This is a genomic window from Rhizobium sp. 57MFTsu3.2 (genome assembly GCF_012932765.1).
Lineage (GTDB): Bacteria > Pseudomonadota > Alphaproteobacteria > Rhizobiales > Rhizobiaceae > Rhizobium > Rhizobium altiplani.
On the sequence record NZ_JDWI01000014.1, the window covers coordinates 16,149 to 41,864 of the forward strand.

Sequence of the window (25,716 nt, forward strand, 5' to 3'; positions counted from 1 at the left end):
GATTGTGTACAATACCTTTCAATTATTGGCAACACGGACTCTGATAGTTGATGCACGAAGAATGCACGTCACCCGGCGTATGGCGGGATGCACGACTTCCTGGGTCAGCACATGGGGGGTGAGGCGGCAAAACTGGCTCGTCGAAGGTGCGCAGCAGGCGGCCCCAGCCGGGGTCGTGCATATGGGCTTCAAGACCGGCACGCGCCGCCAATGCCAATGCTTCCGCCTGGCCGAAGGAAATGGCCGCATCAACGTCGACGGTCCTTACCTGGCCACCCTCCATCAGGACATTGCCATCGACAATAACCATATCGACGTCGCTTCCGAGCGCTTGGTGAACGAGTCGGTGAACGGGCATCCACATCGGCATTAGATGTGGCTTGCGCATGTCGATGATGGCGATGTCGGCCTTCTTGCCGACTTCCAGCGATCCGATTTCATGTTCCATGCCGATGGCGCGAGCCGCGTCGATGGTTATCATCTCGAAGACCTTGCCCGGTGGCAGCAAGTAGCGATCGTGGTTGTGCAGCAGGTGCTGGGTGAATTGCGCCAGCCGGGCGGTCTGCAGCATGTCGAAATGACGGCTGGGTGCTGCGCCATCCGTCGTGATGGCAACCCGGATACCCTTTGACATCATCTCCATGATTGGTGTTGAGCGGCCGGGCGGGGCGTGTGTAACGTGGGTGCCGGTCTCGGCCAGGATATCGATTTCCTCATGCGAGATGCCCCAGCAGTGTTGGAGGTGGATATCCGGTCCGAGAAGGGCATTTTCCTTGTCCTGAAACGCCATGCGGATTTGACCGGCAAAGGCGTCGGAATGCAGCCGAACGCCCCACTTTCGTGCAGTTTCGCGGATGCGACGAGCTTGCAGGCGATCATTTTCGGTGAGTCTCACGGCCTGGTCCGGCGTGGAGGCATTCGAGGGTTCGACGGAGGGAACGATGGTGAACGGTGTGAGGAACACCTTGATGCGGCCCTGCGCGCTGCCGTCCAGCGCCTCAATAACGGCTTCGCTGCCTTCGATCATTTCGTCGAAACTGACGTGACGTCGCTCTGGTGAGCCGGTTTCCCAGCGCGTGACAGGATGCGGCCAGGGCAGGCCGGAGGGGCCGACGCAGATGATTTCCCGCAGTCCGATTTCGCTGTAGGCACGAGCGTGATTGATCGCAAATACCGGATCATCGGCACGCGGCATCGAGGTGATGATGCTGGCCGACGTCGTTACCCCTGCGCACAGGCGTTCGATGCCTGAAACGAGGCCGTCGGCGTACCAATAGTCTCGCGTGACGTAGTGGTAGTAGGTGGGCGTGACGACTTTCATCCACATGGAGTTGGTATCGGCCGCAATGCTGCGGATCAACGCATGGCCCGCATGTCCGTGGGCGTCAATGAGGCCGGGAATGATCAGTTTGCCGCGGCAATCGATAACCTGTTTGTCCGTGTGTCGTTGCTGAAGCTCATCTGCCGTGCCGATATCGACGATCCGGTCGCCCTGGATTGCCAGAGCGCTGTCCTCGATAATCCGCCTCTCGTGATCCACGGTTACCATGGTGCCGTGCAGCAGCAGCAAATTTCCCATGCTCTTTCCTCCGCTTTTTCGAACGTCGTAATATTGGTAACTTTAATCGTTGTTTTTGGGTACGATAATTGTCAACAATATAATTGACAATGACGACGAGCAAAACAATACTCCGCTTTGCCTGGGGTCTAGGCCGGTCAGGCTTATCAACGATCCATAAGGGGGGAATCATGTCCCGTGTGAAAAGCTTCATCCTCGCCGCGATGGCCGCGGCTGCCATCGCCGTTCCTGCCAGCGCAGAAACACTTCGCTGGGGCGGACGCGCCGATCTCTATTCGCTCGACCCCTATTCGGTGCCGTCGACTTCGAACCTCGCTTTCCTCAATCACATCTATGAGGGCCTGGTGCGCTATGGGCCTGAATTCCGGATCGAGCCCGCACTTGCCACCGAATGGAAGCTGGTTGATGACAAGACCTGGCGCTTCACCTTGCGAAAGGGCGTAAAGTTCCATGACGGCGCCGATTTTACGGCCGACGACGTGGTTGCATCCTTCACCCGCGTTTCCGATGCGACCTCACCGCTACGTGGAAACATTCCGCTCTATGCTGGAGTGACCAAGGTTGACGACTATACTGTCGATATCGCCGTTACTGCGCCGACCTCGCTGTTCCTCAACGACATCACCAACATTTTCATCTTTGATGCCGGCTGGCTGAAGACCAACAATAGCGAGAAGCCGACGGACGTTGCCACGAAGACCGAAGGCTATACCACCATGCACACCAACGGCACGGGCCCGTTCAAGCTCGAAAGCCGTGTGCCGGACAGCAAGACGGTTCTCGTCGTCAATGACGGGTGGTGGGATGAGAAGAAGCATAATCTCGACCGTATCGAATTCGTGCCGATCGCCTCTGCCGCAACCCGTGTTGCTGCGCTTCTCTCCGGGGAAATTGATCTCATCGATAGCGCGCCGATCCAGGACCTGCCGCGGCTTGAGTCGTCGCCGGGCGTCACCGTCAAGAAGCGCACCGAGCTGCGCACTGTTTTCCTGAACTTCAACCGCAAGGAAAAGCTGGAAGACGGTCGTCCGAACCCCTTCAACGACATCCGCGTGCGTCAGGCTGTCGAAGCCTCTGTCGACCGTGAGCTCATCAACAAAAAAGTCATGCGCGGCCTTGCCCGCCCTTCCGGTTCGTTGATCGCGCCAGAAATCTCCGGCTACGACAAGGCACTCGATACCTATAGTCCGGCTGATCCGGAACAGTCGAAGAAGCTGCTGGCCGAAGCCGGCCAGACGGATCTCGCCTTCACCTACACTTGCATGAATGACGAAAGCATCAACGAGGAAGATATCTGCTCAGGTATCGCCAACATGATGAAGCGCGGCGGTTTCAAACCAACGATCGATATCGCTCCGCGCGCCGTCCAAACCCCGAAGCGCAGCGCCGGCAAGGCCGACATGTTCAACCTCAGCTGGGCGAACGAGCCGACGCTAGATGCCTACTCGATGTTGGCGCAGGTGCTGTCGACCAAGAAGGGCGCAATGGGGGTTTCCAATTACGGCAACTGGTCCAATCCGGAACTCGACAAGCTCGTTGCTGCCGCTGCCCAGGAACCGGACAATGCCAAGCGACTTGCGCTTGAAGGCCAGGCCCTGAAGATCGCCAAGGACGAAGTCATGCTGATTCCGCTGCACCAGCAGCCGATCGCCTGGGCCATGCTGGGCACGGTCAAGAGTATCGACTTTCGCGCCGATAACAAACCGCGCCAGTGGTTGACCAAGATGGGACAGTAACGGCCAGACATTCTCGTGTGACAATAGAAGAGCGTTTCATCGAGCCATGAAACGCTCTTTTCATGTGGGGTTGCACGAGTTCCACCGGTCACAGCTTAGCCAAAAATGTTGGTAATAACGCAATTTTTAATCACCAATATTGTCTACAATTACGTTGACAACTTTTTAAAGCCTGTCTTAATAGGCAAAGACGAGAGCAAGGGAGGTTGTGCGCGGAGGAGTGCTCGTCTCGCTACGATCGGCAAGCTGCAGCGGCGGGCGCTCGGCTTCCCGCGAGCCGGTCTCCCAGCTCTTGATGTGATTGATCGAGCCGTCCGGCCTTTTGCCGGGAGTGGCGCGCACCTAAGGGGTTCCCATGCTGGTTTTCATCATCAAGCGCCTCGGGAATGCGATCCTGGTGATGCTTGCCGTCGCCATGCTTGCCTTCCTGATCTTCAGGTTGGCGGGTGACCCCGTCGAGCTGATGGTCGGAGAGCAGACCTCGCAAGCGGACAAGGATGCGCTGCGCGACCGGCTGGGCCTTAATGACGGTCTCATCACCCAATATGTGCGTTTCGTCGGCGATGCGGCGCAGGGCAATTTCGGCGTTTCCTACCGCAACGGCCAGAAGGTGCTGCCGCTGATCGCCGAACGCTTCCCGGCGACACTGGAATTGGTGCTGGTCGCAACATTTCTGTCGCTCGTCGTCGGCCTGCCGCTTGGGGTGATTACGGCCATCAAGCGCGGCAAGTGGTATACTGAAGGCCTGCAGTTCCTGTCCATTGTCGGGGTTTCACTACCGAGCTTCGTCGTCGGCATCCTGCTCATCCTCGTCTTCGCCGTCATCCTTGGCTGGGCGCCATCCTTCGGGCGCGGGGACGTGGTGCAGATCGGCTGGTGGTCGACGGGGTTCCTGACGCCGTCCGGGCGCGCCGCCCTGATCTTGCCGTCGATCGCGCTGGCACTCTATCAGATCACGCTCGTCATGCGGCTGGTGCGCGCTGAAATGCTGGAAGTCCTTCGATCGGATTTCGTCAAGTTCGCCCGCGCCCGCGGTATCCCGCGTTGGCGCATCTATTTCCGCCATGCCTTGCGCAACTGTCTGATGCCGGTCGTCACCATGACGGCCATGAATGTCGGTTCGCTGATTGCGTTTGCGTTGATCACCGAGACCGTCTTCCAGTGGCCGGGTATGGGCATGCTGTTCATCCAGGCGGTGACCTTCCTCGATATCCCTGTCATGGCCGCCTATCTCTGCATCATCGCCTTCATCTTCGTCGTGCTAAACACGCTGGTCGATATCACCTATGCGGTGATCGATCCCCGTCTGCGTTCGACACGCTAACTTAAGGGGACCGGTTCGATGACCCTTCCACAAACGACCATGCAGCCAACGGCAAAGCCGACCCGTCCCTCGATCCTGAGGCGTATCCGCAGCAGCGACATCTGGTGGTCATTCACCCAGAGCCGCTCGGCGCAGATCAGCGCGCTCGTGCTGGCGATCCTCGTTCTCGCGGCGGTCTTTGCTCCGCTGATCGCCCCGCAAAATCCCTATGACGGCGCTTCACTCGACATGTGGAAGGCGGAACTGCCACCGATCTGGGCTCCTGAAGGCGAATGGCCCTACCTGCTCGGCACGGATACGCAGGGCCGCGATATGCTCTCAGCCATCCTCTACGGCACACGCATTTCCATCGTCATCGGCGTCGCCTCCGTGGCGCTGTCGCTGGTGATCGGCATGGCTGCTGGTTTGATTGCCGGCTATTTCGGCGGCTTCACCGACAACCTTTTGATGCGCATTGGCGATATCACGCTGTCGATCCCGACCATCCTTGTCGCCATCCTTGTTTCGACGGTTGTTCGGCAGATGCTCCCGGAATATCTGCGCGACGCCGGAGCTTCGGCGGTGCTCGTGCTTGCCATCGCGCTCTCAGCCTGGGTGCAGTATGCACGAACTGTACGTGCCCAGGCGATCGTGGAAAGCGGCAAGGACTATGTATCGGCGGCAAAACTCATTGGTGTGCCGGCCCGCCGCATCATGATGCTGCACATCCTGCCCAACACGCTGACACCGGTCATGGTCGCCGCTACGCTGAACTTCGGCATGGCGATCCTGACGGAAGCGACGCTGTCGTTCCTCGGCATTGGCATGCCACCGACCCAGCCGTCACTCGGCACGCTGATCCGCATTGGCAACCAGTTCCTGTTTTCCGGTTCCTGGTGGATCGTCCTGTTTCCGGTCATTCAACTCTGCCTGCTTGTCGTCACCGTCAACATGCTCGGCGACTGGTTGCGTGACGCCCTTAATCCGAAACTGAGGTAAGTCCCATGCACGATCTGCTTCTCCGCAATGTCAGGCCTATGGCCGGCGAAAGCTGCGACATCCTGATCAAGAACGGAAAGATCGCAGGCCTTGGTACCTATCAGCCCGAGACCGGCATGGCCGTGGAGGATGGTCACGGTGCAATCGTTTCGCCAGGCCTGATTGATGCCCATACCCATCTCGACAAGACGACCTGGGGCATGCCTTGGCATGTCAACAATCGTGCCGCGATCCTGCGTGGCCGCATCGACTTCGAACGCGAAAATCGCCTGGACATCGGCATCGATCCGCATCGCCAGTCGATGCGACACGCAATCGGCCTTGCGGCCCACGGCTCAACCCATATCCGCAGCCATGTCGATATCGACACTACGCACGGCCTGTCGATCGTAGAAGGCGTCTGGAAGACACGGGATGCGCTGAAGGGCATCATCGATATCGAAATTGTCGCCTTCCCGCAGTCCGGCGTCATGGTCATGCCGGGCACAGTGGAGCTTCTGGACGAAGCCCTGCGTCAAGGCTGCGAGGTGCTAGGTGGTATCGACCCCTGCGGTATCGATCGGGACCCCAAGGGGCAGCTCGACATCCTCTTTGCGCTTGCCGTCAAGCACGGCGTCGATATCGACATCCATTTGCACGAGGCAGGCGATCTGGGTGCCTTTACGATGGAACTGATTTTCGAGCGCATCCGCGCCAACGGTATGGAAGGCAAGGTGGCGATCAGTCACGCCTTCGCGCTCGGCATGAACGACTATCTCCGCGTCGGCAAGCTGATTGAAGAAATCGCCCGCCTCGATGTCGCGATCCTGACCACCGGTGCGCCCTCGGCCACCGTGCCCTCGATCATGCGGCTGAAGGAAGCCGGCGTGCGGGTCGGCGGCGGCTGTGACGGCATTCAGGATACCTGGGGTCCGTGGGGCCAACCGGACATGCTCGACCGCGCAAAGATCATCGGCATGAAGAACGGCCTGCGCTCGGATATCGAGCTGGCCCACGTGCTGCACGTCGTCTCCCAGGGGGGCGCCGATGTCATGCGACTGGAGGGGTACGGCCTCGATGTCGGCTGCAATGCCGACTTCACGCTCTTGACCGGCGAAACTCTCGCCCATGCAGTCGTTGACGTCGCGCCGCGGCCGCTGGTCGTCAAGGGTGGTCGCGTCGTTGCCCGTCAGGGCAAGGCCATCGTGGAGATGCCATGATGAGCGATCTTTCCCTCGATCTTGGCCGTCGCCCCGAAGGCCGCACGCTCATTACTGCAAGCTGGGTCGTCGGCCACAGGGACAGCGCCCACCGCCTGCTGCGCAACGGCGAAGTGGTGTTCGAAGGTGGCGAAATCCTGTTTGTCGGCCATCGCTTCCCTGGCGAAGTCGCCCGCCGCATCGACTACGGCAATGCGCTGATCAGCCCCGGCCTCATCGACCTCGATGCCTTGTCGGATCTCGACACAACCATCCTCGGCATCGACCATCATCCCGGCTGGGCCAAAGGCCGGGTCTGGCCGCGCTCCTATGTCGAGGCTGGTCCCTATGAAATGTATAGCCAGGAAGAGCTGGCCTTCCAGAAGCGCTTCGCCTTTGGACAACTGCTCTTGAACGGCATTACCACCGCTGCTCCGATCGCCTCGCTGTTCTATCGCGAATGGGGCGAAACGGTCGCCGAATTCGATGCTGCCGCCGATGCTGCCGGCGAACTCGGTTTGCGGGTCTATCTGAGCCCCGCCTACCGCTCAGGCGGTATGGTGCTGGAACAGCCCGGCCGCATGGTACCGGTGTTCGACGAGGAGCGTGGTTTCCAAGGCTTGAAGGAAGCCATCGCCTATATCGAGCGTCAGAACGGCCGCCATGGCGATCTCGTGCGCGGTATGCTGGCGCCCGACCGGGTAGAGACCAGTACGCTCGCGCTGATTCAGCGCACGGATGCGGCAGCCCGCGATCTCGGCTGCAAGTTCCGCCTGCACATGGCCCAGGGTGCGATGGAAGTCGATACGGTGCGGATGCTGCACGGCACGACGGCGCCGGTCTGGCTGGCCAATGCCGGCCTGCTTAGCGATCGGTTGATCGCGCCGCATGCGACCAATGCGACGGAAGAGGACCTGGGACTCTACGCGGAAAACGGCGTCTCGATCGTTCACTGCCCCCTGGTTTCCGGCCGTGGCGGCAGCATCCTCAATTCCTTCTCCGCCTGCCGCAAGCGGGGCATCAACATCGCGATGGGCACGGACACGACACCGGCGGACATGCTGATGAACCTGCTCGCCGGCCTGATCACCGGCCGCATCGCCGATGGTGCACCCGACAAGCTGCGTACGGTCGATCTCTTCGATGCGGCCACGATCGGTGGCGCTCGCGCGCTCGGGCGCGATGATATCGGCCACCTGTCGCCTGGCGCCCGCGCCGATATCGCCGTCTTCGATCTCGATGACGCGGTGATGGCGCCGTCGATTGACCCGATCACGACGTTGGTCACCGGCGGTTCGGGCAAGGTCACCCGCGCCGTCTTCGTCGATGGCCGCGTCTCGATGCTGTCGCGCAAGGTGGCGGGCATCGACATGGAAACGGCCCGCATTCAGGCACAGGTCCAGTTTGACAGACTGATCGCCAAATACCCCGAGCGAAGCTGGGACAATCCCCCGGTTTCGGAAATCTTCCCGCCGAGCTATCCAATCGAGGTGGACGCAAATGGGTGAAGCACAACAGGCGGTCATCGATGTCCGCAACCTGAAGGTCGAGTTTCCAGGTCGCCGCGGCACGGTGACTGCGCTGTCTGATGTTAGCCTTTCGATTCGTGCGGGCGAAATTCTCGGCGTGGTCGGGGAGTCCGGCGCCGGCAAGTCGATGACCGGCCTTGCCATCCAGGGCCTGCTCGAACGTCCCGGTCGGATCGCCGCCGGCGAAATCTGGCTTGGCCAACGCCGAATCGACGCGCTTAACGACAAGGAAATGGAGCGCATCCGCGGCCGCGAGATCGGCGCGATCTTCCAGGACCCGCTGACCTCGCTAAACCCGCTGTTCACGGTCGGCGCGCAGCTCACCGAAACCATCCGCCAGCATCTCTCGCTCGGTAAGGCCGAAGCGCGAGCACGCGCCGTTCAGCTCTTGCGCGATGTGGGCATCCCCTCGCCGGAGGAGCGGGTCAGCCACTATCCGCACCAGTTCTCCGGCGGCATGCGCCAGCGCGTGGTGATCGCGCTTGCACTCGCAGCGTCCCCGAAGCTGGTCATCGCCGACGAGCCGACGACGGCGCTCGACGTGTCGATCCAGGCGCAGATCATTTCGCTGCTGCGCCGTCTCTGCAAGGAGAAGCAGACTGCCGTCATGCTCGTGACCCACGACATGGGCGTCATAGCAGAAGCCGCCGATCGCGTTGCGGTAATGTATGCCGGCCGCCTCATCGAGATCGGCCCGGTCGAGCAAGTGCTGCATGCCCCGTGCCATCCATATACGCAGGGGCTGATGGCCTCGATCCCGTCGCTCGGCGCGCGGGTGCAGAAACTGAACCAAATCGACGGTTCGATGCCCCGGCTAGACGCGATTCCGCCCGGCTGCAGCTTCAATCCGCGCTGTCGCTCCGCCGGGGCGCGATGTCTAGACCAACGTCCCGAACTCACCGCTGTCGGCGATGGTGCAAGTGCCTGCTGGCTGAACGCAGGAGGAACTGCATGACCGTATCCGCTCAGAAAGTACCGGCGCTGACCGTCCGCGGCCTGTCCATGACCTTCGACGTTTCCGTCCCTTGGCTGAACCGCGTCATCGAGCGCAAGCCCCGTCAGTTCGTGCAGGCCGTAAACGGCATCGATTTCACTGTGCCGGCCGGCGGCTGCCTCAGCATCGTCGGCGAAAGCGGTTGCGGCAAGTCGACCGTGGCGCGGCTGGTGACCGGCCTGTTCAACCCGAGCGCGGGCGAAATTGGCTTCGCGCCGGGCCGCAAGGGGGCGCCGCTCTCCGCCCAGATGATCTTCCAGGACCCCTATGCCTCGCTCAACCCACGCTGGCGGGTGAAGAACATCATCGCAGAACCGCTGCGCGAGCTGAAGCTGCGGGAGACGCAGGCCGAGATCACCGAGCGCGTGGAAGACCTGCTGCGCACAGTTGGTCTTTCCGCCTCGGACGGCGAAAAATTCCCGCACGAATTTTCGGGCGGCCAGCGCCAGCGTATCTCCATTGCACGTGCGCTTGCGAGCGAGCCGGAATTCCTAGTCTGCGACGAGCCGACGTCGGCGCTCGATGTTTCGGTACAAGCGCAAGTTCTGAACCTCATGCGCCGGCTGCAGGATGAGCTGGGCCTGACATATCTCTTCATCAGCCATGACATGAGCGTGGTACGGCACATGTCGGATCGCATCGCTGTCATGTATCTCGGCCGCATCGTGGAAGAGGGGGAGACGGAAGAGCTCTTCGCGAACCCGCGCCATCCCTATACGCAGCTTCTGTTGCAGACCATTCCCAACATCGACGCGCCGCAACGCGATCGGGAGCTTTCGGGCGGCGAAGTGCCGAGCCCGCTAAAGCCGCCGACAGGGTGCACTTTCCATCCGCGCTGTCCGATGGCGACCGCGCGCTGCTCGGCCGAAGTGCCGGCCGTGCGCACGCTTGCCGGTGGCACGCGCGTTTCCTGCCATCTGGTAAACGATGAGGTCGTTCCGGCTTGAGTCGGCATTCATACTGCAAGGTGCGGCTTGCCACCTTCGCCGCAGCCGGGCGGAGGGGCTAGACGGACCGGATAAAGGGGAAGGCTTCCTCAGGGTCGTGGAGACAACCTCTCATCGCCTCGCATTCGCTCGGCACTACTCTCCGTCAAGCGGGGGGCTCAAGATCGAGCTTCGATTGTCACGCCAGCGCGGCACGCAGGTCGTGAGAAAGGTCGCGGATCTCGCTGAGGTCGAGCTCGGATTCAACGTGTTCGAGATGATGCGCCATCAGGTGGGTCGCCTTGTCTGCATCGTTGGCAGCGATCGCCTCTACGATCTCGGCGTGCTCGTCAGGTCCGCAGTTGAAGCGGTTTGTGTTGCGATAGACGGCCGTGATCAGGGAGGAACGGGAGATCAGGTCCCTCATGGTGGTGAACAGGAAGTCGGAACCGACGGTTTCGGCAAGCAGCAGGTGGAAGCCGCCGGAGAGCTTTATGATATCAGTGGTGACATCCTGGGTATTGGCGATGCGCTCCTTGGCAACATGCTCGCGCAGGCGCTTCAGGTCAGCTTTGGAGACGGACTTGCACAGGCGCTCAACAACGCAACGCTCCACCGTGCGACGCACGAAGAACACGTCGCGCGCCTCTTCGACGGAGGGCTTGGAAACGAAGGCGCCGCGATTGGGAATGATGGTGACGAGACCGTCGCGTTCCAGGACTGTCAGCGCCCGGCGGATGCGGGCGCGGCTGACATTGAAGATCGCGGCCAGTTGCTCTTCCTTCAGCTGTACCCCCGGACGCAGTCGGCGCTCGGCGATGGACAGCCAGACTTTCTCGACAATCTGCTGCGTAGAAGGACCGTTTTGCTCAGTCATCAAGTTGACTCCCCATTGGCCGTAGAGAGCGTGATGCCGCAGAAAAAGTCAACCGTAACAATGGGATTTTGATTGCAAGATTGTGAACAATATGAAACGATATTGTTGATTAAAATATCGGAACTCGATCATGGAATTCGACTTCACCCAGCTTGAGCCGCAAAGCCGCTACCGTCTGCTGACGAACTTCATCGGCCCGCGCCCGATTGCGCTTGTCACGACCCGGTCCGAAGCCGGCCACAACAATGCAGCGCCGATGAGCTTCTTCAACGTCTTCTCTCACGATCCGCCCATCGTGGTGCTCGGTATTCAACCGCGCCTTTCCGGCGAAGAAAAAGACACGATGGCCAATATTCGCCGGACGCAGGAATTCGCCATCTCCATGGTGGATATGGCCATTTCCCGGCAAATGCTGGTGTGCGGACTGGGGTTTGACAACGAGATCGACGAACTCTCCATGGCCGGGCTGACGGCGAAGACCTGTAGCAAGATCGACGCGAGTTATCCTGCTGAAGCACCGTGCGTTTTCGAATGCCGGATCGAGCGGTTGATCGACTACCCGCGTCGTACCCTCGTTCTTGGCGAAGTCGTTCACATGCACGTCCGCCGCGAATGCCTGGATGAAGAGGGGCGCTATGTCGACCCTGAGCGCTACCAGCCTATCGCTCGGTTGCACGCCGACAATTACATCACGTCGGACCGTCAGTTCGTCCTGACGGCTCCACCGATTGCCGATTTCATAAAGCCGCAAGACAAATAAGGGCTTTGAAAGGTTCGACCATATGCACATTCGTTTGATCAATCCGAATTCAACCGCGTCCATGACGGCCCAGGCGCTGGCTAGTGCCCTGCGTGTGAAGCAGCGGGATACGGATGTCTCCGCCGTCAACCCCTTCGATGCCCCGGTCAGTATCGAGGGTGGTGCGGATGAAGCGATGGCGGTACCGGGCATGCTGGATGAAATACGCAAGGGCGAGCATCTGGGCGTCGATGCCTATGTCGTTGCCTGCTTTGACGATCCGGGGCTCCATGCCGCCCGTGAGGTAGCGCGGGGACCGGTGATCGGTATCTGCCAGGCCGCCGTGCAGGTCGCCATGACCATCAGTCGCCGCTTCTCGATCATCACCACGTTGCCGCGCTCCATCCCTATAATCGAGGATCTGGTGAGCGATTATGGCGCCGAGCGTCATTGCCGGAAGGTGCGAGCCATCAACCTGCCGGTGCTCGGGCTGGAGGAAGATCCGGTTGCCGCCGAGCAGTTGTTGATCCGCGAGATCGAGATTGCCAAGAAGGAAGACCGGGCCGAAGCCATCATCCTCGGTTGCGCCGGCATGTCGGCACTCTGCGATCGGTTGCGCGAGGCCACGGGCGTTCCTGTCATTGACGGCGTAACATCGGCGATCAAACTAGCCGAGGCTTTGGTCGGTGCCGGGTATACGACGTCGAAGGTCAATGCCTATGATTATCCGCGCGTCAAGGAGACCAAGGTGGCTGCCTGCGCTTGAATTGGAAACCAGACGACGACAACAGCAAACCGCCTAACCACGGCCGCGCGGCAAAAAGTGATCGTCGAGTAACGGCCTTCGACGCGCCAGCACGTTTCCCGGTCTGTTGGCCACGGCGTTTCTGAGAATCGCTCTCTGCACGCGTTCGCGGCTTTAGGGTGGCAGGGTACGCGACTGGGCCTACCGCTAGCAGCACGTTGCAATGGGCTATGTCGCTCTTCGGCGTCCTGTTCCGGCCAGGCCACACGGAAGCTGCCGTCGACCTTTCGAGGCTTGCAGGACTTGCTCCGTCGGGCGTGATCTGCGAGGTGGCAACGATAGCCCACTTTCCAGACTTGGAAGTATTCGCGAAGCGGCACGGTCTTCAGGGCCAAGGCTGACCGGGCCCGCCGGCGATCGCGTTCAACGCAATCGGAAAATGTAGCGCTCCGGGAACGTCTCTAAGCGTGGCACATTTGGTACCATCATGGGAAGCTCAAGTCCAAACCGAGCATCCTGCTAAAGGTGAAGGCGACTAGCCCCACGCCTATTAGTGCTAACATGAAGACTGCAGCCATCTTGCCGCCGGTGCGTAGCATAGCTTTCGTTTCCCCCTTCTCCCCCTGATCGTAGTGCCACTTGATGGCGAAGAACATGGCTATGCCTAACGCCAGTAGCTTAAAAGTAACGAAGACTATAGGTACCCAATCCATATTGAAGGCTCTCTTGTGCATCGTGACGACCAACTTTGAAACCGTGCGCAAGCACCCCGGCTTCCGGCTTGACGCGTCAACGCGTTTTCAATTCGGTCTGCGATTGCTGGTGTCGATATCAACCGCGCTCGGTGTGCGATTGCGTGGCTCCCGTCGAACCTAGTCGGGGTCGATCATTCCCTCTTTTGCGTTGAAGCAGAACCGGCTGCTGATAAGCCGGCCTTTCAACGCCCGAAGGGGCAGAAGACAAGCGAGAAGCACGGGCGGGAAAGCGGCGAAGAGGTGGACCCAGATAGAAGGCGAATAAGCAACCTGGATCCGGCACGCCAGCGCAACACCTGTTACCCATATGAAGCAAATTACAAAGAACGCCAGTCTATCCGCCGGCGCGGCCAAAGAACGATCGGGGCCACAAACTTCGCATTTAGGCTTCACAGTTAGAAAGCCAACATAACGCTGGCTTTGCCCGCACTGGGGACACAGCCCTCGCAATTCAGTTTTGATTGACGACAGCGGAGGCCATTGGTTGGTCATTTTCGTGCGTTCCAAGAATTGATTGGATGTGTCTATGCCCGCAGGAGCCGACGTCAGTCGTGCTCGATTTGCGGCTCGGGTGCAGTAGGCCTCACGTAGTCGCGGTCGATTTTTCCTTCCTCTGCCTTGAAGAAGAACTGACTGTTGATCAGCCAGCCCTTCAATGGCCGGAGCGGCAAAAGACATGCCAGCAGTACCAGCGGGAGAGAGGTGAATAGGTGCACCCATATTGAGGGGGAATAGGCAACCTCAATCCAACATGCCACCGCGACGGCCGGCACGCATGTGAAGCAGATCACGAAAAACGCCGGCCCGTCTGCGGGATCGGCGAAGGAGTAGTCGAGGCCGCAAACTTCGCATTTGGGCCTGACAGTCAAGAAGCCGTCAAAAAGGTGTCCTTGCCCGCACTGGGGACACAATCCGCGCAGTCCCGTTTGAATGGGTGGCAGTGGAGGCCATTCCTCCGTCATCGCGTTACACTTCCATAATTGATTGAATTAATGTATGCATACAATAATCCAATCAACTCCTACAGTTTACAATTTGTCGCAGCTGTCGGCGCGTACCTGAAAGTGATTGACCGGTTCAGATTTCAGCCTGAACACCGCCGCAACCTCGACGCATCTGGGAGCTGCCACTCGATCACCACTCCGACAAAACATCATTTCTGTTATTATGGCTCCGAAATTCTGGGAGTCGTTCATCCCGGCCAAGCTCCTTGACAATCAGGAGAAATATATGGAGCTTATATGGATACCATGTAGTTACATTGAATGGAAAATCGATGACCGCGGCATCTTGGACACCCTACCTTGGCACCCGCGAGGGACCCATTTATCTATCGATTGCGGATGCTTTGGCCGAGGACATCGCAAGTGGTCGATTGGCCGAAGGGGTGCAACTTCCAACGCAGCGCAAACTCGCTGACGACCTCGGCATCGACTTCACCACAGTCAGCCGAGCCTACTCGGAGGCCCGCAGCCGTGGCCTGATTGAAGGCAAGGTGGGTCAAGGAACATACGTGCGATCAAAGCGTGGCGCGCGACCATCACAACAGCCCTCTGGCGTCGTCGACATGAGCATGAACCTGCCGCCGCGGTTTCTCGATCCCGTCCTGGAACAGAGAATGTGGGATGGGGCGAAAGACCTTCAGCAACAGGGCTTGGACCTCCTGCTAAGGTATCAGGAACCCGGCGGCATCATGGAGGATCGTATCGTCGGCGCGTCTTGGCTTTCAAGGCGGCTTCCGGGGATATCGCCTGATCGTGTGGTCGTCGCCTCAGGCGCGCAGGGAGCGCTTCACGCCATTCTCAGCGTCTTGACGGAGCCTGGTGATATCGTCTGCGCAGAAGAACTCACGTACCCCGGATTCCGCTCGATCGCATCCCATCTCAGGCTCAAATTGGCACCGGTTGCAATGGACGATCACGGGCTTGTTCCGGACGCCTTTGCGCAGGTATGCAGGGAGGCGAAGCCGAAAGCGCTCTATTGTATGCCAACGCTTCACAATCCGACTACACGGACACTGCCCGTTCATCGAAGGCACGATCTCGTAAATGTTGCGCGGACATATGGCGTGCCGATTATCGAGGACGACGCGTATAGCGCCCTTGTCCCGGCCCCGCCACTGCCACTCGCAGCACTGCTGCCCGAGGCGGTCTATCATGTGGCGAGCTTATCCAAATGCCTGTCTCCCGCCCTTCGAGTCGCATATGTCGCCGTGCCTGAAGGTCGTACGCAGAGGGTGGCCAACGCGATCCGGGCGTCGGCGTCAATTGTTTCTCCGCTCACGAGTGCTCTCGCGTCTCAATGGATAGAGACGGGAGTAGCGGATGTTGTCAGAGGCGAAATAGTCAAGGAAACAGTGAAGCGCCTGGATTCCGTCAAGGCGCTCCTTCCGTTCGATGTCGAATCCTCTCCGGGCGGCTTCCACGTGTGGCTTAAGGTTCCTGAACCTTGGACGCGAGGCGAACTGGTTTCCAGATTGCGTTCGATAGGGATCGGTATCGTCACCAGCGACGCCTTTGCAATTGCGTCCGCGCCCGAAGCCATACGACTTGCGCTTGGCGCTCCGGTGAACCTGGAGGAACTTACACGTGCCCTCCGGATTTTGGCAGACCTTCTAGCCCAGCAGCCCGCGTTCTCGACGATGGTGGTCTGACCGAAGAATCGCAAGGCCTCGACCATCCTCACCGTCGTCCGCTTAGGCCCCTAGCCGTGTCTCTGCGTAATTATCGTCGTAGTCGTCGTTTGCGTGCCCGATCTCATGCTTGGCAGCTCGGACCAAGAAGCCTGATCGGGTCAACCCATGGGCTTCGGCGAACGCATCGATTGCCTTTAGGACATCTTCTGGCAGAGTGATATTTACGCGAACCGCTCTTTTGGCTTCCGTCTTGACGCCAACTAGAATTGCAACGCCGTCTTGGTTCTCCGCGTCTGCCATCACGGCCTCCAGTGTGGAGGGTTCGGGAATTGCTTCGCCGTCTTCGGCTAGACCTTCAATGTGTAGGGCTAAGGCTTCTTCGGCCATAGCTCGCGCATCGTCGAGGTCCGTTCCAGCAGTGATCAGGCCAGGAAAATCGGGAAAGGACACGCCGTAATCACTGTCAGCGTCCTTATGGATCAATCCGATATAGTTGCGCATGTTCGCTACCTCAGTTTAAGTCCGGCTTGTTTCTCGATACTCTTCAGTGTTCCGATTGGGATGCCCCTTTTCGGGTGTAGAACAGTGACGCGTGCAGGTTTCTCGAAATGCATGCCTAAGCTGGACATGGCTGCCCTTGGTGGCGACCTCGCACCAGCCATCCTTTTGCAAGGCCACAGTGATATCACCGCTCTCCATTCCCAGACGATACACACGAATGTGTATAGCGACAAGCGCAACATAGTATGCCTCCTGATCCTCAGTGAGTGAAGGTGAGGTTCTCGCCACCAATGCGCGACGGACCCTTCACAATCGAAACATGTTCCCGTTTGTGCTTAGAAAGTCGTGACATATCGAAGGGAACCGGCGCCACAGACGAACAAAGAAGATAAGCTTTAGCAGGTACATAGCTATTCGCGCAGATTGTTTCTGGTTCGATCCTGTTCACGACCTTAGAATTTGCTACGGGTGGCGACTGGGTGAGGAGACCTATCCTTGCCTAGAGCATCGCCGGTCACGTGCGGTGGAATAATTGCTCACCGCGCCGCGACCGTCAGGGGCGGCGCGGAGCCGACAAGCACTTATCCGATTGCTACCGTCTCCAGGACCCATGCCGTTCGCTCAGCGAGTTCAGGAATCTTGCCGAGATAAGCTTGATAGTGGGGTGTCATGCGATGCGCCTCGACGGCGGCTGCGTCCAGGTAGAGTTCGTCCAGTATGTAGCGCTCGCCATGCGCTCGGTCGCACCATACATCCCAACGTAGATTGCCAGGCTCGGCTCTACAAAGTGGCGCCATGCCAATGAGCAATGCTCGCAACTCGGGCGCCTTGCCAAGGTGAGCGGTCAGGATAGCGATGATCTTGGTCGGCGTTTGCGTCATGCCGAAAGCTCCTGATTGACCGCACGTGGGCGAGTCGTTGGGGCATATGACAGGTTGTGGGTCTGGACAACGGCATGGAAGGTGCACCAACACCTTTCATGCCGTACTTCATCAATTCAGGCCGAAACCGTCACTCGGTCGAGGGCGGCGATCAATTTCGTTGCAAGGGGATGATCCGATCGTGGATTCTGGCCCGTGATAAGCTCGCGGTCTTCCACCACATGCGGGGAGAAGTCGATGGGGTTCGTTATGACTTCGCCACCCGCCATGCTCAGCGCGTCGGGCATCGTGAAATAAAGCTTGCCATGGAGAATCTGCTCTTCGATTGGTTTCTCTTCGCTGGCTGAGAACACCGTCATCTTATAGCTGGCATACTGCCAGCCCCTAGCGAGTTCGGACGCTTTGGAAATGTCGCCGGCAATCAGGGCCGCCCGATATTCCCTTGCGTGGGGTAGCGCGGCGAGCGAGGCAATTGGCCCGTGGCAAAGGAGGGCCGTTGGCTTCCCGCGTGCGTGAAAGTGCCGCAGGATTTCGCCGAGATCAGGGTCCTGCATGAGATCGACGACCGGTGCCTGGCCGCCAGGCACAAACAGGCCAGCATAGCGATCGAGCCCGCCCTCTATCACCGATCGCAAGGTCCTGACATCGTTCATCGCTCGATGGTCTTTGAAAAATGCGTGGCCGCGCTTGTAGGCAGCTTCGTCGCCGTCAAAATGTTGCACTACGTCCGACACGGGATCGATGTGCGGTTTGGTGCCGTCGGGGGTAGCCAACGTGATCTCGTATCCGGCATCAACAAGGGCCATCGCTGGCACCACTGTTTCGTTTAGATATTGGCCGGTCGGACCGGTGCTACCTCCCTGAATTTCAATCCGGGTGGCGTTTGAGCCAACGACGAGAACGTTACCTTTGCTCATGGCGATCTCCTGATCTGGTGCGGTTTAGATCTGTGCGCCGGCGGACGGCCACAGTGGTTGGGCTCGCCAGCGATCGGAATTTCAGTACTGCTCTGCCTGTGCCGTTGTCACGATTGCCAGTCTATTGAGCGGCCCTCACAATGAGATCCGCAACCTCCTTCGGATAAGACAGCATCGCGACGTGACCAGATGGCACTTCGACCATCTCGGCTTTCGCGGTTTTCACTTGATCCCTCTGTAACTCGGGAGCGATGATCTGATCCGCAGTCGCCACAACCATGAACGACGGTTTGTCGCGCCAGGCGGCATGGCTGACGGGCGTGGTGGTGGCGTTCGCGTGCAGCCGTCCTTGAACAGCGGCAACGAGCCTCTGCTCTTCCGGAGGCAGCCCGGCTGCGAAGTATCTGGCGATACCGTCATCGCTTATCTTGAGAAACCCGTCCTCGTCTTTGATGTATGTTTTCCTGCTTTCTTGGGCCGGATATTTGGAAGCGACGTCGACCAGCGATTTTCCGACATCAGGCGCATAGGCAGCCACATAGACCAATGACTTGACCTTCGGAGCATCGCCCGCTTCGGTGATGACGACGCCGCCCCACGAATGACCGACGAGCACGACGGGCCCTTCGGCATCACGGATCGCTCGCTTCGTGAAGGCCACGTCGCTTTCCAGAGATTCCAGTGGATTTTGGACGGCGATGACTTTCAGTCCGGCTCGTTCCAGGAGAGGGATGACCTTCTGCCAGGACGATCCGTCGGCGAAAGCGCCGTGAACAAGGACGACGGTCTTGGCTTTGAGATCCGCCGCGACAGCGTCGGGACATGTGGTTGCGAACGCCACCAGGGCGCTGAAGAGAAGTCCAAGAGTTCGGGACATCCGACATCCTCCGATAGGTGCTCTCAATGGCGATACCGGGAATAATCATCCAAGGGAGGCTCGGACGCATATTAATTGCGGTTAAATCCTGCGATTATTGCGTGGTTAGACGTGCGTATGCGTCTTCTCAAAGTCTGTGTCTGGTCCCGATGGAAAATTGGTCAATCAGAGACCGGCGGCGCCGAGGTGGGCCGCCGGTAGCGCGTGTCAAATAGGTCGGGCAATCGTAAGTCGCTGCCCGAACGCTGGAATTGCAAGAATGGTTCACTACGCTTGGAATTGAATCGCCCGTCCGTTATGCGAAGAGACAGCCATGCTTCCGCGGCGCTGTCGGGGCGCTTGGGCTTGGTACAAAGATCGGCGTTCCTCGATGAGGGCGCGCTCCCCCGTGGCAAGGAGCTTATACGCGGCATAGGTCCTAGCGATCCCCGTCAACATGAAGTGCGCGGGTCCTGTTCCCGGATGAGGTGAAAGGAGAGATTTGTCGACAAGGTTGCCGATCGATTCAATGATGTCTGCGTGCCCGTGGCTATCGTCTTCCAGGATCGCGATGGCAGCATCAACGGAGAATTCGCCCGCAAATACCGACAGTCGCCTGAATACCTGTTGATCGGGTTCGGACAGGAGAGCGTAACTCCAATCCATCATCGCTTCAGCTGTTTGATGGCGTGCGCTGGCGTGGCGGTTGCCTCTCCATCGTAAGGTGAGCTGATTGTCCAATAGTTCTGCAACTCTCTCTAAGCCATAAGGTCCCATGCGGCTTGCCACGAGTTCAATCGCCAGCGGATTGCCGTCCAACCGTCTGCAGATGGTCGCTATTGTTGCTACTTCCTCGGTGCCCATAGGCTCCAGGTAGCCGCTATCGATCGCACGGTCCACGAAGAGCTGGATCGCCGGCCAAAGCAGCGCCTTTGCGAGGGTCAACCGACCTGCATGAGGAGGAACCGCAAGTGGGCGGAGAAGGTAAACTCCTTCGCCGGGCAAACGGAAGGCTTCCCGGCTCGTGGCGAGAATATGCGCATTGGCACTATGCCGCAGAAGCGACCCCACGATATCTGTCACGGCGTCAATAACGTGTTCGCAATTGTCAAGAATCACGAGGGCGCGCTGTGACGACAGGTGGCCGACAATGTCGCCTATGGTATCCTCTTCTGAATGGGGAATTCCCAGAGCCGAGGCTACCGCTCCCAATACCGCCGTTTCATCATCGATCGTGCCAAGATCGACAAAATACGCATACTCGAACGTGGGTAGCGCGTGCGCCACCAAAATGGCGAGTGTTGTTTTGCCGACTCCGCCCGTCCCCACAATTGTGACGAACCGGCGCTCCGCCACCATCTGCGAAAGTTTGGAAACGTTCTCGTCGCGGCCGACCGGATGGCTCAACGGAGGCGGAAAGGCGGTTGTCGTTGCGACGGATCCACTGTGGTTCAGTTGTGTATAGACGGTTTTTTCGAGTTCGGCAGTGTCCTCCCATTTGACCGGAGCGACGAAACTGTAACCGCGACCTGCCACGCTGACGATATAGCGATTGCCGTTTTCGCCGCAGCCGATTTCGCGCCTCAGATGTGTCATTTGCACTCGTATGTTTGAGGCCTCGACATTGAGGCCGGGCCATGCAAACGCCATAAGTTCCGCTTGGGAAAGGACGCGCCCGTGGTTTTGGACCAGAGCAACAAGGATGTCGAAGGCGCGGCTACCAATTGCAAGCAGATCATCGTCTCGCAACAGAACCCTTGCCGCCGGATTCAGGCGATATGGCCCAAAGCCGAAATAGCCATTCCTGCCGTGAAATCCCATTTCGGTTCCCCTCAATGGCCTTGCCCTCGTGGGCACGGTGAAATCCACATAAGTTCACACACTGATAATACAGGACATCGCCGGCAACGGAGGTTAAATGCGGTAAATAATCGGCTGGGTTCGTTTCCCAGGATGCGAGCGCTTGCGCGCGATGGAGATTTCACGGGCTTTGACAATATTTTACGCGCGACGGAGACGCTGCCGGCGTAGTTTTTGATCTTGTCGAGGAATTCGATCGCTGATGGCCGGTGAGAGTGACGACCCCTCCAAATCCATTTGCAAGTCGGGGGGCGGGTCGAGGTCGTTTCTGTTGGTCGGAGCTACCGCAACCGCACGCGAATTCCGGGCGAGGCGGCTCCCGATCTTGGGGTGCCGAGCCTCAAACTGCAGTCTGTCGCAAAGCGCATCGACTGACACGGAGTGAAGCTAATGCCCACAGCGTCTCTCTTCAAACCCATTAAAATTGGGGGCCTAAACCTACTTAATCGCATAGTGATCGCCCCGATGTGCCAATACTCGGCCGAAGAGGGCTGTATGAACGAATGGCATCTCATTCATCTTGGGAAGCTGGCGTTGTCCGGCGCGGCTTTGCTGACCATAGAGGCAACCGCCGTCCTTCCTGAGGGACGTATAACCTATGCGGATCTCGGCTTGTGGAACGAGCGGTGCTATGCGGCGATGGGACTTATACTTGAGAGTATCCGTCGCTGGACGGATATGCCCATCGGAATTCAGCTCAGCCATGCGGGTCGGAAAGCGTCGACTGAAGTTCCCTGGAAGGGTGGAGCACAGATTTCACCATCCGAAGCGCTCGGGTGGCAAACATTTGCGCCGTCGGCACTTCGGTACAACAAGGGCATGTTCAATCCCGCGGCCCTGGACAAGGAGGGATTGAAGCTTGTTCGGAATGCGTTTGCGGCGGCAGCAAAGCGCGCCGTCAAGCTCGGCCTTGAACTGATCCAGGTCCATGCGGCTCACGGATATCTCCTTCACCAGTTCCTCTCTCCACTAAGCAATCGCAGGGACGACGATTACGGCGGATCGCTGGCAAATCGGATGCGCTTTCCTCTCGAAATATTCGATGCCGTCCGCTCGGTGGCACCCGCTGAGATGCCGGTCTCGATCAGGCTGTCCGCCACTGATTGGGTCGAGGGAGGCTGGGATGTGGAGCAAACGCTTCACTTCGCCGCGGAACTGCAGCGGCGGGGTTGTGATTCCATACACGTCTCCAGCGGCGGCTTGCATCCTGCCCAACATGTTCCGATCGGGCCGGGATATCAGGTGCCGTTTGCCCGCGCGGTCAAGAAAGAAGTCAAGATACCCGTGGTCGCGGTTGGGCTTATTACAGGTTTTGAGCAGGCTGAAGCTATCGTCGGAACGGGTGATGCGGACATGGTGGCGCTTGCCAGGACCATCCTGTTCGATCCAAACTGGCCCTGGCATGCCGCCGCGCAGCTTGGCGGCAAGGTACAGGTCCCGAAGCAATACCTTCGGTCACAGCCCAGTCGATTCAATAACCTGTTCGAAAACGAATGACATACAAGGTGGGCTTGGGGTTGCCACTTGGTGGAGGTGACTCAGTCTCATCAAATGAGTTAATACTACGACCGCCCGACTGCTTTCGGGAATACCGAGCCGCTGGTTAGCCCAAATAGCGGCGGGGCAATGGAATTAGAGCAAACGACACGGCATTGAGTTGCATCGGCAGAATTTGCCGGCGAGCGATGGTGGTGATACGCAAGAACCAATTGCGGTAGATTGGTCTATTTGTAGCATCCATTGGCAGACAGCCCACTGCGTGGCGAACTGAAATTACCGTATCCGCTCGCGCGATAGTGACCTCGACATATTTTTTTGTGCGGCCGACCAAAGCGCGCGAAGAGGAACACATGGCATCAACGGAACCGTACGAGGTGGTCGCTTTTGGCCCCTTTAGCCTTCACAGGGAGCAGCGTCGCTTGTTCTGCGGCTCCGAGGAGGTTCAGCTTGGCGGTCGGGCAATGGAGATGCTCGTAACCTTGGCCCGGAAGAAGGGCGAGTTGGTTCGCAAGGAAGAACTCTACGACGCTGCGTGGCCCGGCATCTTTGTCCATGAAGCCAATCTGAAAGTGACAATCGCCTCGCTGAGGCGAGCGCTGCGGGAATATTCTCCCGCGGAGGACTATATCAGGACACTGATAGGCCGCGGCTACTGGCTAAGCGATCAGATACCGTCCGGAGAGATGCAGAGCATCGCGGATCTCCCTGTTGTGGCCAACACCCGCTTTCCCGAGTTGGGTACGGTGATCGGGCGCGATGCCGAAATCGCCGAGCTGCGAGACAAGATTGCCGCTAACCGTCTGACGACGATCGTTGGCCCCGGCGGCATTGGAAAGACAACGTTGGCCGTCGCCACCGTGCAACTCATCGAAGACGAGGAGGGAGGCCTCGTCACCTTCATTGACTTCTCTCGGGCGACCGGCGAGGAATTCGTCATTCCCTCGGTTGCCGCCGCACTTGGCATAAGCTCAACTCAGGATCGACTTGAGGCGATATCATCGATCCTCGCTCGACGGAAGGCTTTGCTCTTGCTGGACACCTGCGAGCATGTGCTCAACGCCGTCGCGCATCTTTGCGACGTCATCCTCGCAAACACGAGGGACGTCAGGATCGTCGCAACGAGCCGCCAGGCTCTCCGGGCGAAGCGAGAAGAGGTCTTCTGGCTTTCTCCTTTGGAGGTTCCGCCGACTGGCCGGACCTACACGGCCGAACAGGTCGTTCGATATTCGGCACCGCAACTTCTTGTCGAACGAGCGTCCGAGAAGGGGAAGTACACGATTGAGGATGAATATGCTTCTGCGGTCGCCGAGATATGCAGGCGGCTCGATGGATCGCCTCTCGCAATCGAGCTAATCTCGTCTCGGCTCACAAGCCGAAGTGCTGCCGGCGTTCTCAAGGAACTTGATGATCGCTTTGCCACACTGGTTGGAGCTGAGCAGGATGGTCCTCTTCGTCAACAGACCCTGCTCGCGACGCTGGAATGGAGCTATGGGCTCCTCTCCAAGAGCGAGGCGGCCGTGCTGCGTTCCATCTCGATCTTCATGGGAACGTTCGATATGGACGCGGTTGTGAGCGTCGTTGCTGACCTCGATCCAACAACCGTTTTTGACGCTGTTGCCGGGCTACGCGCCAAGTCGATGCTGAGTGTCGAACAGATTGCAGGCGGGATGCGATACCGCCTTCTCGACAGCACCCGGGCGTTCGCAGGCAATCTGCTGGAAGCCTCGGGGGAATTGCCGGCTGCGTCGAAGGCCCACGCCCGCCTTATGCTGGCTAACTTCGCACGTGCGAATGCAGACCGGGCGAGGCTTCCGGCGCGACAATGGCACGCCGCCTATGCCGGCCATGCCGACGATTTGCGCAGAGCCATCGGATGGGCGCTGTTTCGGCGTGGCGACCCGATGCTCGGCTTGCAACTTGTCGCATCGGGGGTACCTCTATGGCATGAACTGTCGTTGAGCGAAGAGGCACGCAGGAATTGTGAACAGGCCCTTGCCGAATTCGATCGCATCGGCTGCGATGATCTCGCCCTGAAGCTCAAGCTGATTGTAGGGCTGGCTGCCGTGAGCAGCTACATATCGGCTGATGCCGAGAAAGCGACAGAAACGTTTGAGACGGCAATCCAATTGTCACGACAGATCGGCGATACGAATGCCGAATGCCAGGCCCTGGGGGCCTTCGCGAGGTATCGGCTCCTGCCTGGCAACCAGACCGAGGTTTGGAAGATTCTCAAGGGGTTGAAGCGGGTCGCAATGCGATCGAACAATCGTCCTGCTAAGTGGGAGCATGAGTTTCTCCTTACTGAAGTGGATATTATCCACTGCCAGTATCCACCTGCGATAGCCAGAATGGAGGCGCTGCGCCAAGAGCTGCGGGGCGCTTCCGATGGCTCCGTTTCACGTTTTGATCTTGATCCTAGGATAAGATCAGAAACTGCAATAAGCGCACTTAAGTGGCTTGGCTCCCGCAGACCCGGAACAGGCCTGAGCGGCGCCAGAGTTACCGCTCGCGAGGCGTTGGAGGCCCACCATGGATGGACACTCATCTATTCGTATGTGCACGGAATACTTTTCGTGCTGAGTGAATGCGAGGAATGGGCTCTGGCGAAGCACTATGCCGACCTACTGAAGGACACGATATACCGACACGGAATGCCGGCTTGGATCCCGGTCGCGAACTGCCACGTTGAAGCAATTGACGCGCTTTCCGGCTTTCGAACGGATCCTGACGGACTTATGTCGGCGTTTGATGAACTCCGCACGGGCCTTCGGCAGATGGGACGTCACGTTTACTATGCGCTTTTGATAAGGGCTCTCTATGCGCACGGGCACGTGGATGAAGGCGCAAAGATTCTCGACTACTTGTTCGAGATAGGACCGCAACGTTCGATGGTGCCCGAATTACTGCGACTTAGAGCTGTCAAGGAACGATCCGTCGGCCGCGATGAAGAAGCGCTTTCCACCCTACAACGTTCTTTGACAGTTGCCGAAGAAAATGGAGCATGGGCGTGGAGAATTCGTTGTGCAACAGATCTTGCCATTCTCTTGCGAGACCAAATGCAGGTCGACGAAGCTGAGAGCGTACTTGAACCGGTATACGGCCAGTTCCTTGATGGATTTGACATCCCCGACTTGCAAAGAGCTGCAAATCTCCTGACAGAATTGCGGAATTTTGGACGTGTTCAGAGTTCATAGCCAGTTGCCAAG

Annotated in this window: 22 protein-coding genes and 2 pseudogenes; 13 read left to right on the top strand and 11 right to left on the bottom strand. The window is 58.8% G+C overall.

What is annotated here, in order from left to right:
* Positions 1 to 22: 22 nt before the first annotated feature.
* Positions 23 to 1,579 (bottom strand): amidohydrolase family protein, encoded by a 1,557-nt coding sequence (locus AF71_RS16090; RefSeq protein ID WP_246733693.1) that lies wholly within the window; start codon positions 1,577 to 1,579, stop codon positions 23 to 25.
* Between the two features lie 170 nt (positions 1,580 to 1,749).
* Between AF71_RS16090 and AF71_RS16095 the strand changes: the two genes are divergently transcribed.
* Entirely contained in the window at positions 1,750 to 3,315 is a 1,566-nt protein-coding gene (locus tag AF71_RS16095; protein WP_169682113.1) for an ABC transporter substrate-binding protein, read from the top strand.
* Positions 3,316 to 3,492: 177 nt separating this feature from the next.
* On the opposite strand, the gene AF71_RS16100 is transcribed toward AF71_RS16095, so the two are convergent.
* Positions 3,493 to 3,657: a hypothetical protein gene (locus AF71_RS16100; RefSeq protein ID WP_169682114.1), complete on the bottom strand. Its 165-nt coding sequence runs from the start codon at positions 3,655 to 3,657 to the stop codon at positions 3,493 to 3,495.
* Positions 3,658 to 3,670: 13 nt separating this feature from the next.
* On the opposite strand from AF71_RS16100, the gene AF71_RS16105 reads away from it, so the two are divergent.
* From AF71_RS16105 to AF71_RS16130, 6 genes are read left to right on the top strand one after another with little or no spacing between them, the layout of a single operon-like run.
* Positions 3,671 to 4,639 (top strand): ABC transporter permease, encoded by a 969-nt coding sequence (locus AF71_RS16105; protein WP_169682115.1) that lies wholly within the window; start codon positions 3,671 to 3,673, stop codon positions 4,637 to 4,639.
* Between the two features lie 18 nt (positions 4,640 to 4,657).
* Positions 4,658 to 5,617, top strand: coding sequence for an ABC transporter permease (locus AF71_RS16110; protein ID WP_169682116.1), 960 nt, complete (start codon positions 4,658 to 4,660; stop codon positions 5,615 to 5,617).
* Between the two features lie 5 nt (positions 5,618 to 5,622).
* On the top strand, positions 5,623 to 6,816 hold the full coding sequence (locus tag AF71_RS16115; RefSeq protein ID WP_169682117.1) for an amidohydrolase family protein: 1,194 nt from the start codon (positions 5,623 to 5,625) through the stop codon (positions 6,814 to 6,816).
* Positions 6,816 to 8,303 (top strand): amidohydrolase family protein, encoded by a 1,488-nt coding sequence (locus tag AF71_RS16120; RefSeq protein ID WP_169682118.1) that lies wholly within the window; start codon positions 6,816 to 6,818, stop codon positions 8,301 to 8,303. The genes AF71_RS16115 and AF71_RS16120 overlap by 1 nt, the downstream gene beginning before the upstream one ends.
* The gene (locus AF71_RS16125; protein ID WP_169682119.1) at positions 8,296 to 9,279 is read left to right on the top strand and encodes an ABC transporter ATP-binding protein; all 984 of its coding nucleotides are present in this window, start codon (positions 8,296 to 8,298) and stop codon (positions 9,277 to 9,279) included. Before AF71_RS16120 ends, AF71_RS16125 begins: the two co-directional genes overlap by 8 nt.
* The gene (locus tag AF71_RS16130) at positions 9,276 to 10,265 is read left to right on the top strand and encodes an oligopeptide/dipeptide ABC transporter ATP-binding protein (protein ID WP_169682120.1); all 990 of its coding nucleotides are present in this window, start codon (positions 9,276 to 9,278) and stop codon (positions 10,263 to 10,265) included. The genes AF71_RS16125 and AF71_RS16130 overlap by 4 nt, the downstream gene beginning before the upstream one ends.
* 178 nt (positions 10,266 to 10,443) lie before the next feature.
* Here the strand turns inward: AF71_RS16130 and AF71_RS16135 are convergent, their stop codons facing one another.
* Positions 10,444 to 11,121, bottom strand: coding sequence for a GntR family transcriptional regulator (locus AF71_RS16135; RefSeq protein ID WP_037135495.1), 678 nt, complete (start codon positions 11,119 to 11,121; stop codon positions 10,444 to 10,446).
* Between the two features lie 130 nt (positions 11,122 to 11,251).
* On the opposite strand from AF71_RS16135, the gene AF71_RS16140 reads away from it, so the two are divergent.
* From AF71_RS16140 to AF71_RS16150, 3 genes and pseudogenes are all read left to right on the top strand, one after another.
* Positions 11,252 to 11,881, top strand: coding sequence for a flavin reductase family protein (locus AF71_RS16140; protein WP_037135497.1), 630 nt, complete (start codon positions 11,252 to 11,254; stop codon positions 11,879 to 11,881).
* A gap of 22 nt (positions 11,882 to 11,903) precedes the next feature.
* Positions 11,904 to 12,626, top strand: coding sequence for an aspartate/glutamate racemase family protein (locus AF71_RS16145; protein ID WP_169682121.1), 723 nt, complete (start codon positions 11,904 to 11,906; stop codon positions 12,624 to 12,626).
* A 221-nt stretch (positions 12,627 to 12,847) separates the two neighbouring features.
* Positions 12,848 to 13,006, top strand: a pseudogene (locus tag AF71_RS16150) (3,4-dihydroxy-2-butanone-4-phosphate synthase); the annotation flags it as partial.
* A 471-nt stretch (positions 13,007 to 13,477) separates the two neighbouring features.
* On the opposite strand, the gene AF71_RS16155 reads toward AF71_RS16150, so the two are convergent.
* On the bottom strand, positions 13,478 to 13,852 hold the full coding sequence (locus AF71_RS16155) for a DUF983 domain-containing protein (protein WP_169682122.1): 375 nt from the start codon (positions 13,850 to 13,852) through the stop codon (positions 13,478 to 13,480).
* A gap of 53 nt (positions 13,853 to 13,905) precedes the next feature.
* Positions 13,906 to 14,322, bottom strand: a complete 417-nt coding sequence (locus tag AF71_RS16160) for a DUF983 domain-containing protein (RefSeq protein WP_169682123.1) — start codon at positions 14,320 to 14,322, stop codon at positions 13,906 to 13,908.
* 314 nt (positions 14,323 to 14,636) lie between these two features.
* Between AF71_RS16160 and AF71_RS16165 the strand changes: the two genes are divergently transcribed.
* The gene (locus tag AF71_RS16165) at positions 14,637 to 16,013 is read left to right on the top strand and encodes a PLP-dependent aminotransferase family protein (RefSeq protein WP_169682124.1); all 1,377 of its coding nucleotides are present in this window, start codon (positions 14,637 to 14,639) and stop codon (positions 16,011 to 16,013) included.
* Between the two features lie 42 nt (positions 16,014 to 16,055).
* On the opposite strand, the gene AF71_RS16170 is transcribed toward AF71_RS16165, so the two are convergent.
* The 6 genes and pseudogenes from AF71_RS16170 to AF71_RS16195 all read right to left on the bottom strand — a co-directional run bounded on the left by AF71_RS16170 (position 16,056) and on the right by AF71_RS16195 (position 20,971).
* Positions 16,056 to 16,496 carry a type II toxin-antitoxin system HicB family antitoxin gene (locus AF71_RS16170; RefSeq protein WP_169682125.1) on the bottom strand — a complete coding sequence of 147 codons (441 nt, stop codon included), beginning with the start codon at positions 16,494 to 16,496 and terminating at the stop codon, positions 16,056 to 16,058.
* Positions 16,497 to 16,501: 5 nt separating this feature from the next.
* A pseudogene (locus AF71_RS31755) lies at positions 16,502 to 16,694 on the bottom strand (type II toxin-antitoxin system HicA family toxin).
* A gap of 383 nt (positions 16,695 to 17,077) precedes the next feature.
* The gene (locus AF71_RS16180) at positions 17,078 to 17,377 is read right to left on the bottom strand and encodes an antibiotic biosynthesis monooxygenase (protein ID WP_169682126.1); all 300 of its coding nucleotides are present in this window, start codon (positions 17,375 to 17,377) and stop codon (positions 17,078 to 17,080) included.
* A 116-nt stretch (positions 17,378 to 17,493) separates the two neighbouring features.
* Positions 17,494 to 18,294: a type 1 glutamine amidotransferase domain-containing protein gene (locus AF71_RS16185; RefSeq protein WP_169682127.1), complete on the bottom strand. Its 801-nt coding sequence runs from the start codon at positions 18,292 to 18,294 to the stop codon at positions 17,494 to 17,496.
* Positions 18,295 to 18,415: 121 nt separating this feature from the next.
* Positions 18,416 to 19,171 (bottom strand): alpha/beta hydrolase, encoded by a 756-nt coding sequence (locus AF71_RS16190; protein ID WP_169682128.1) that lies wholly within the window; start codon positions 19,169 to 19,171, stop codon positions 18,416 to 18,418.
* A gap of 267 nt (positions 19,172 to 19,438) precedes the next feature.
* The gene (locus AF71_RS16195; RefSeq protein WP_169682129.1) at positions 19,439 to 20,971 is read right to left on the bottom strand and encodes a winged helix-turn-helix domain-containing protein; all 1,533 of its coding nucleotides are present in this window, start codon (positions 20,969 to 20,971) and stop codon (positions 19,439 to 19,441) included.
* Between the two features lie 429 nt (positions 20,972 to 21,400).
* Between AF71_RS16195 and AF71_RS16200 the strand changes: the two genes are divergently transcribed.
* Positions 21,401 to 22,507, top strand: coding sequence for an NADH:flavin oxidoreductase/NADH oxidase (locus tag AF71_RS16200; protein ID WP_169682130.1), 1,107 nt, complete (start codon positions 21,401 to 21,403; stop codon positions 22,505 to 22,507).
* 353 nt (positions 22,508 to 22,860) lie between these two features.
* Positions 22,861 to 25,704, top strand: a complete 2,844-nt coding sequence (locus tag AF71_RS16205; RefSeq protein WP_169682131.1) for a winged helix-turn-helix domain-containing protein — start codon at positions 22,861 to 22,863, stop codon at positions 25,702 to 25,704.
* The last annotated feature ends 12 nt before the right edge of the window (positions 25,705 to 25,716 follow it).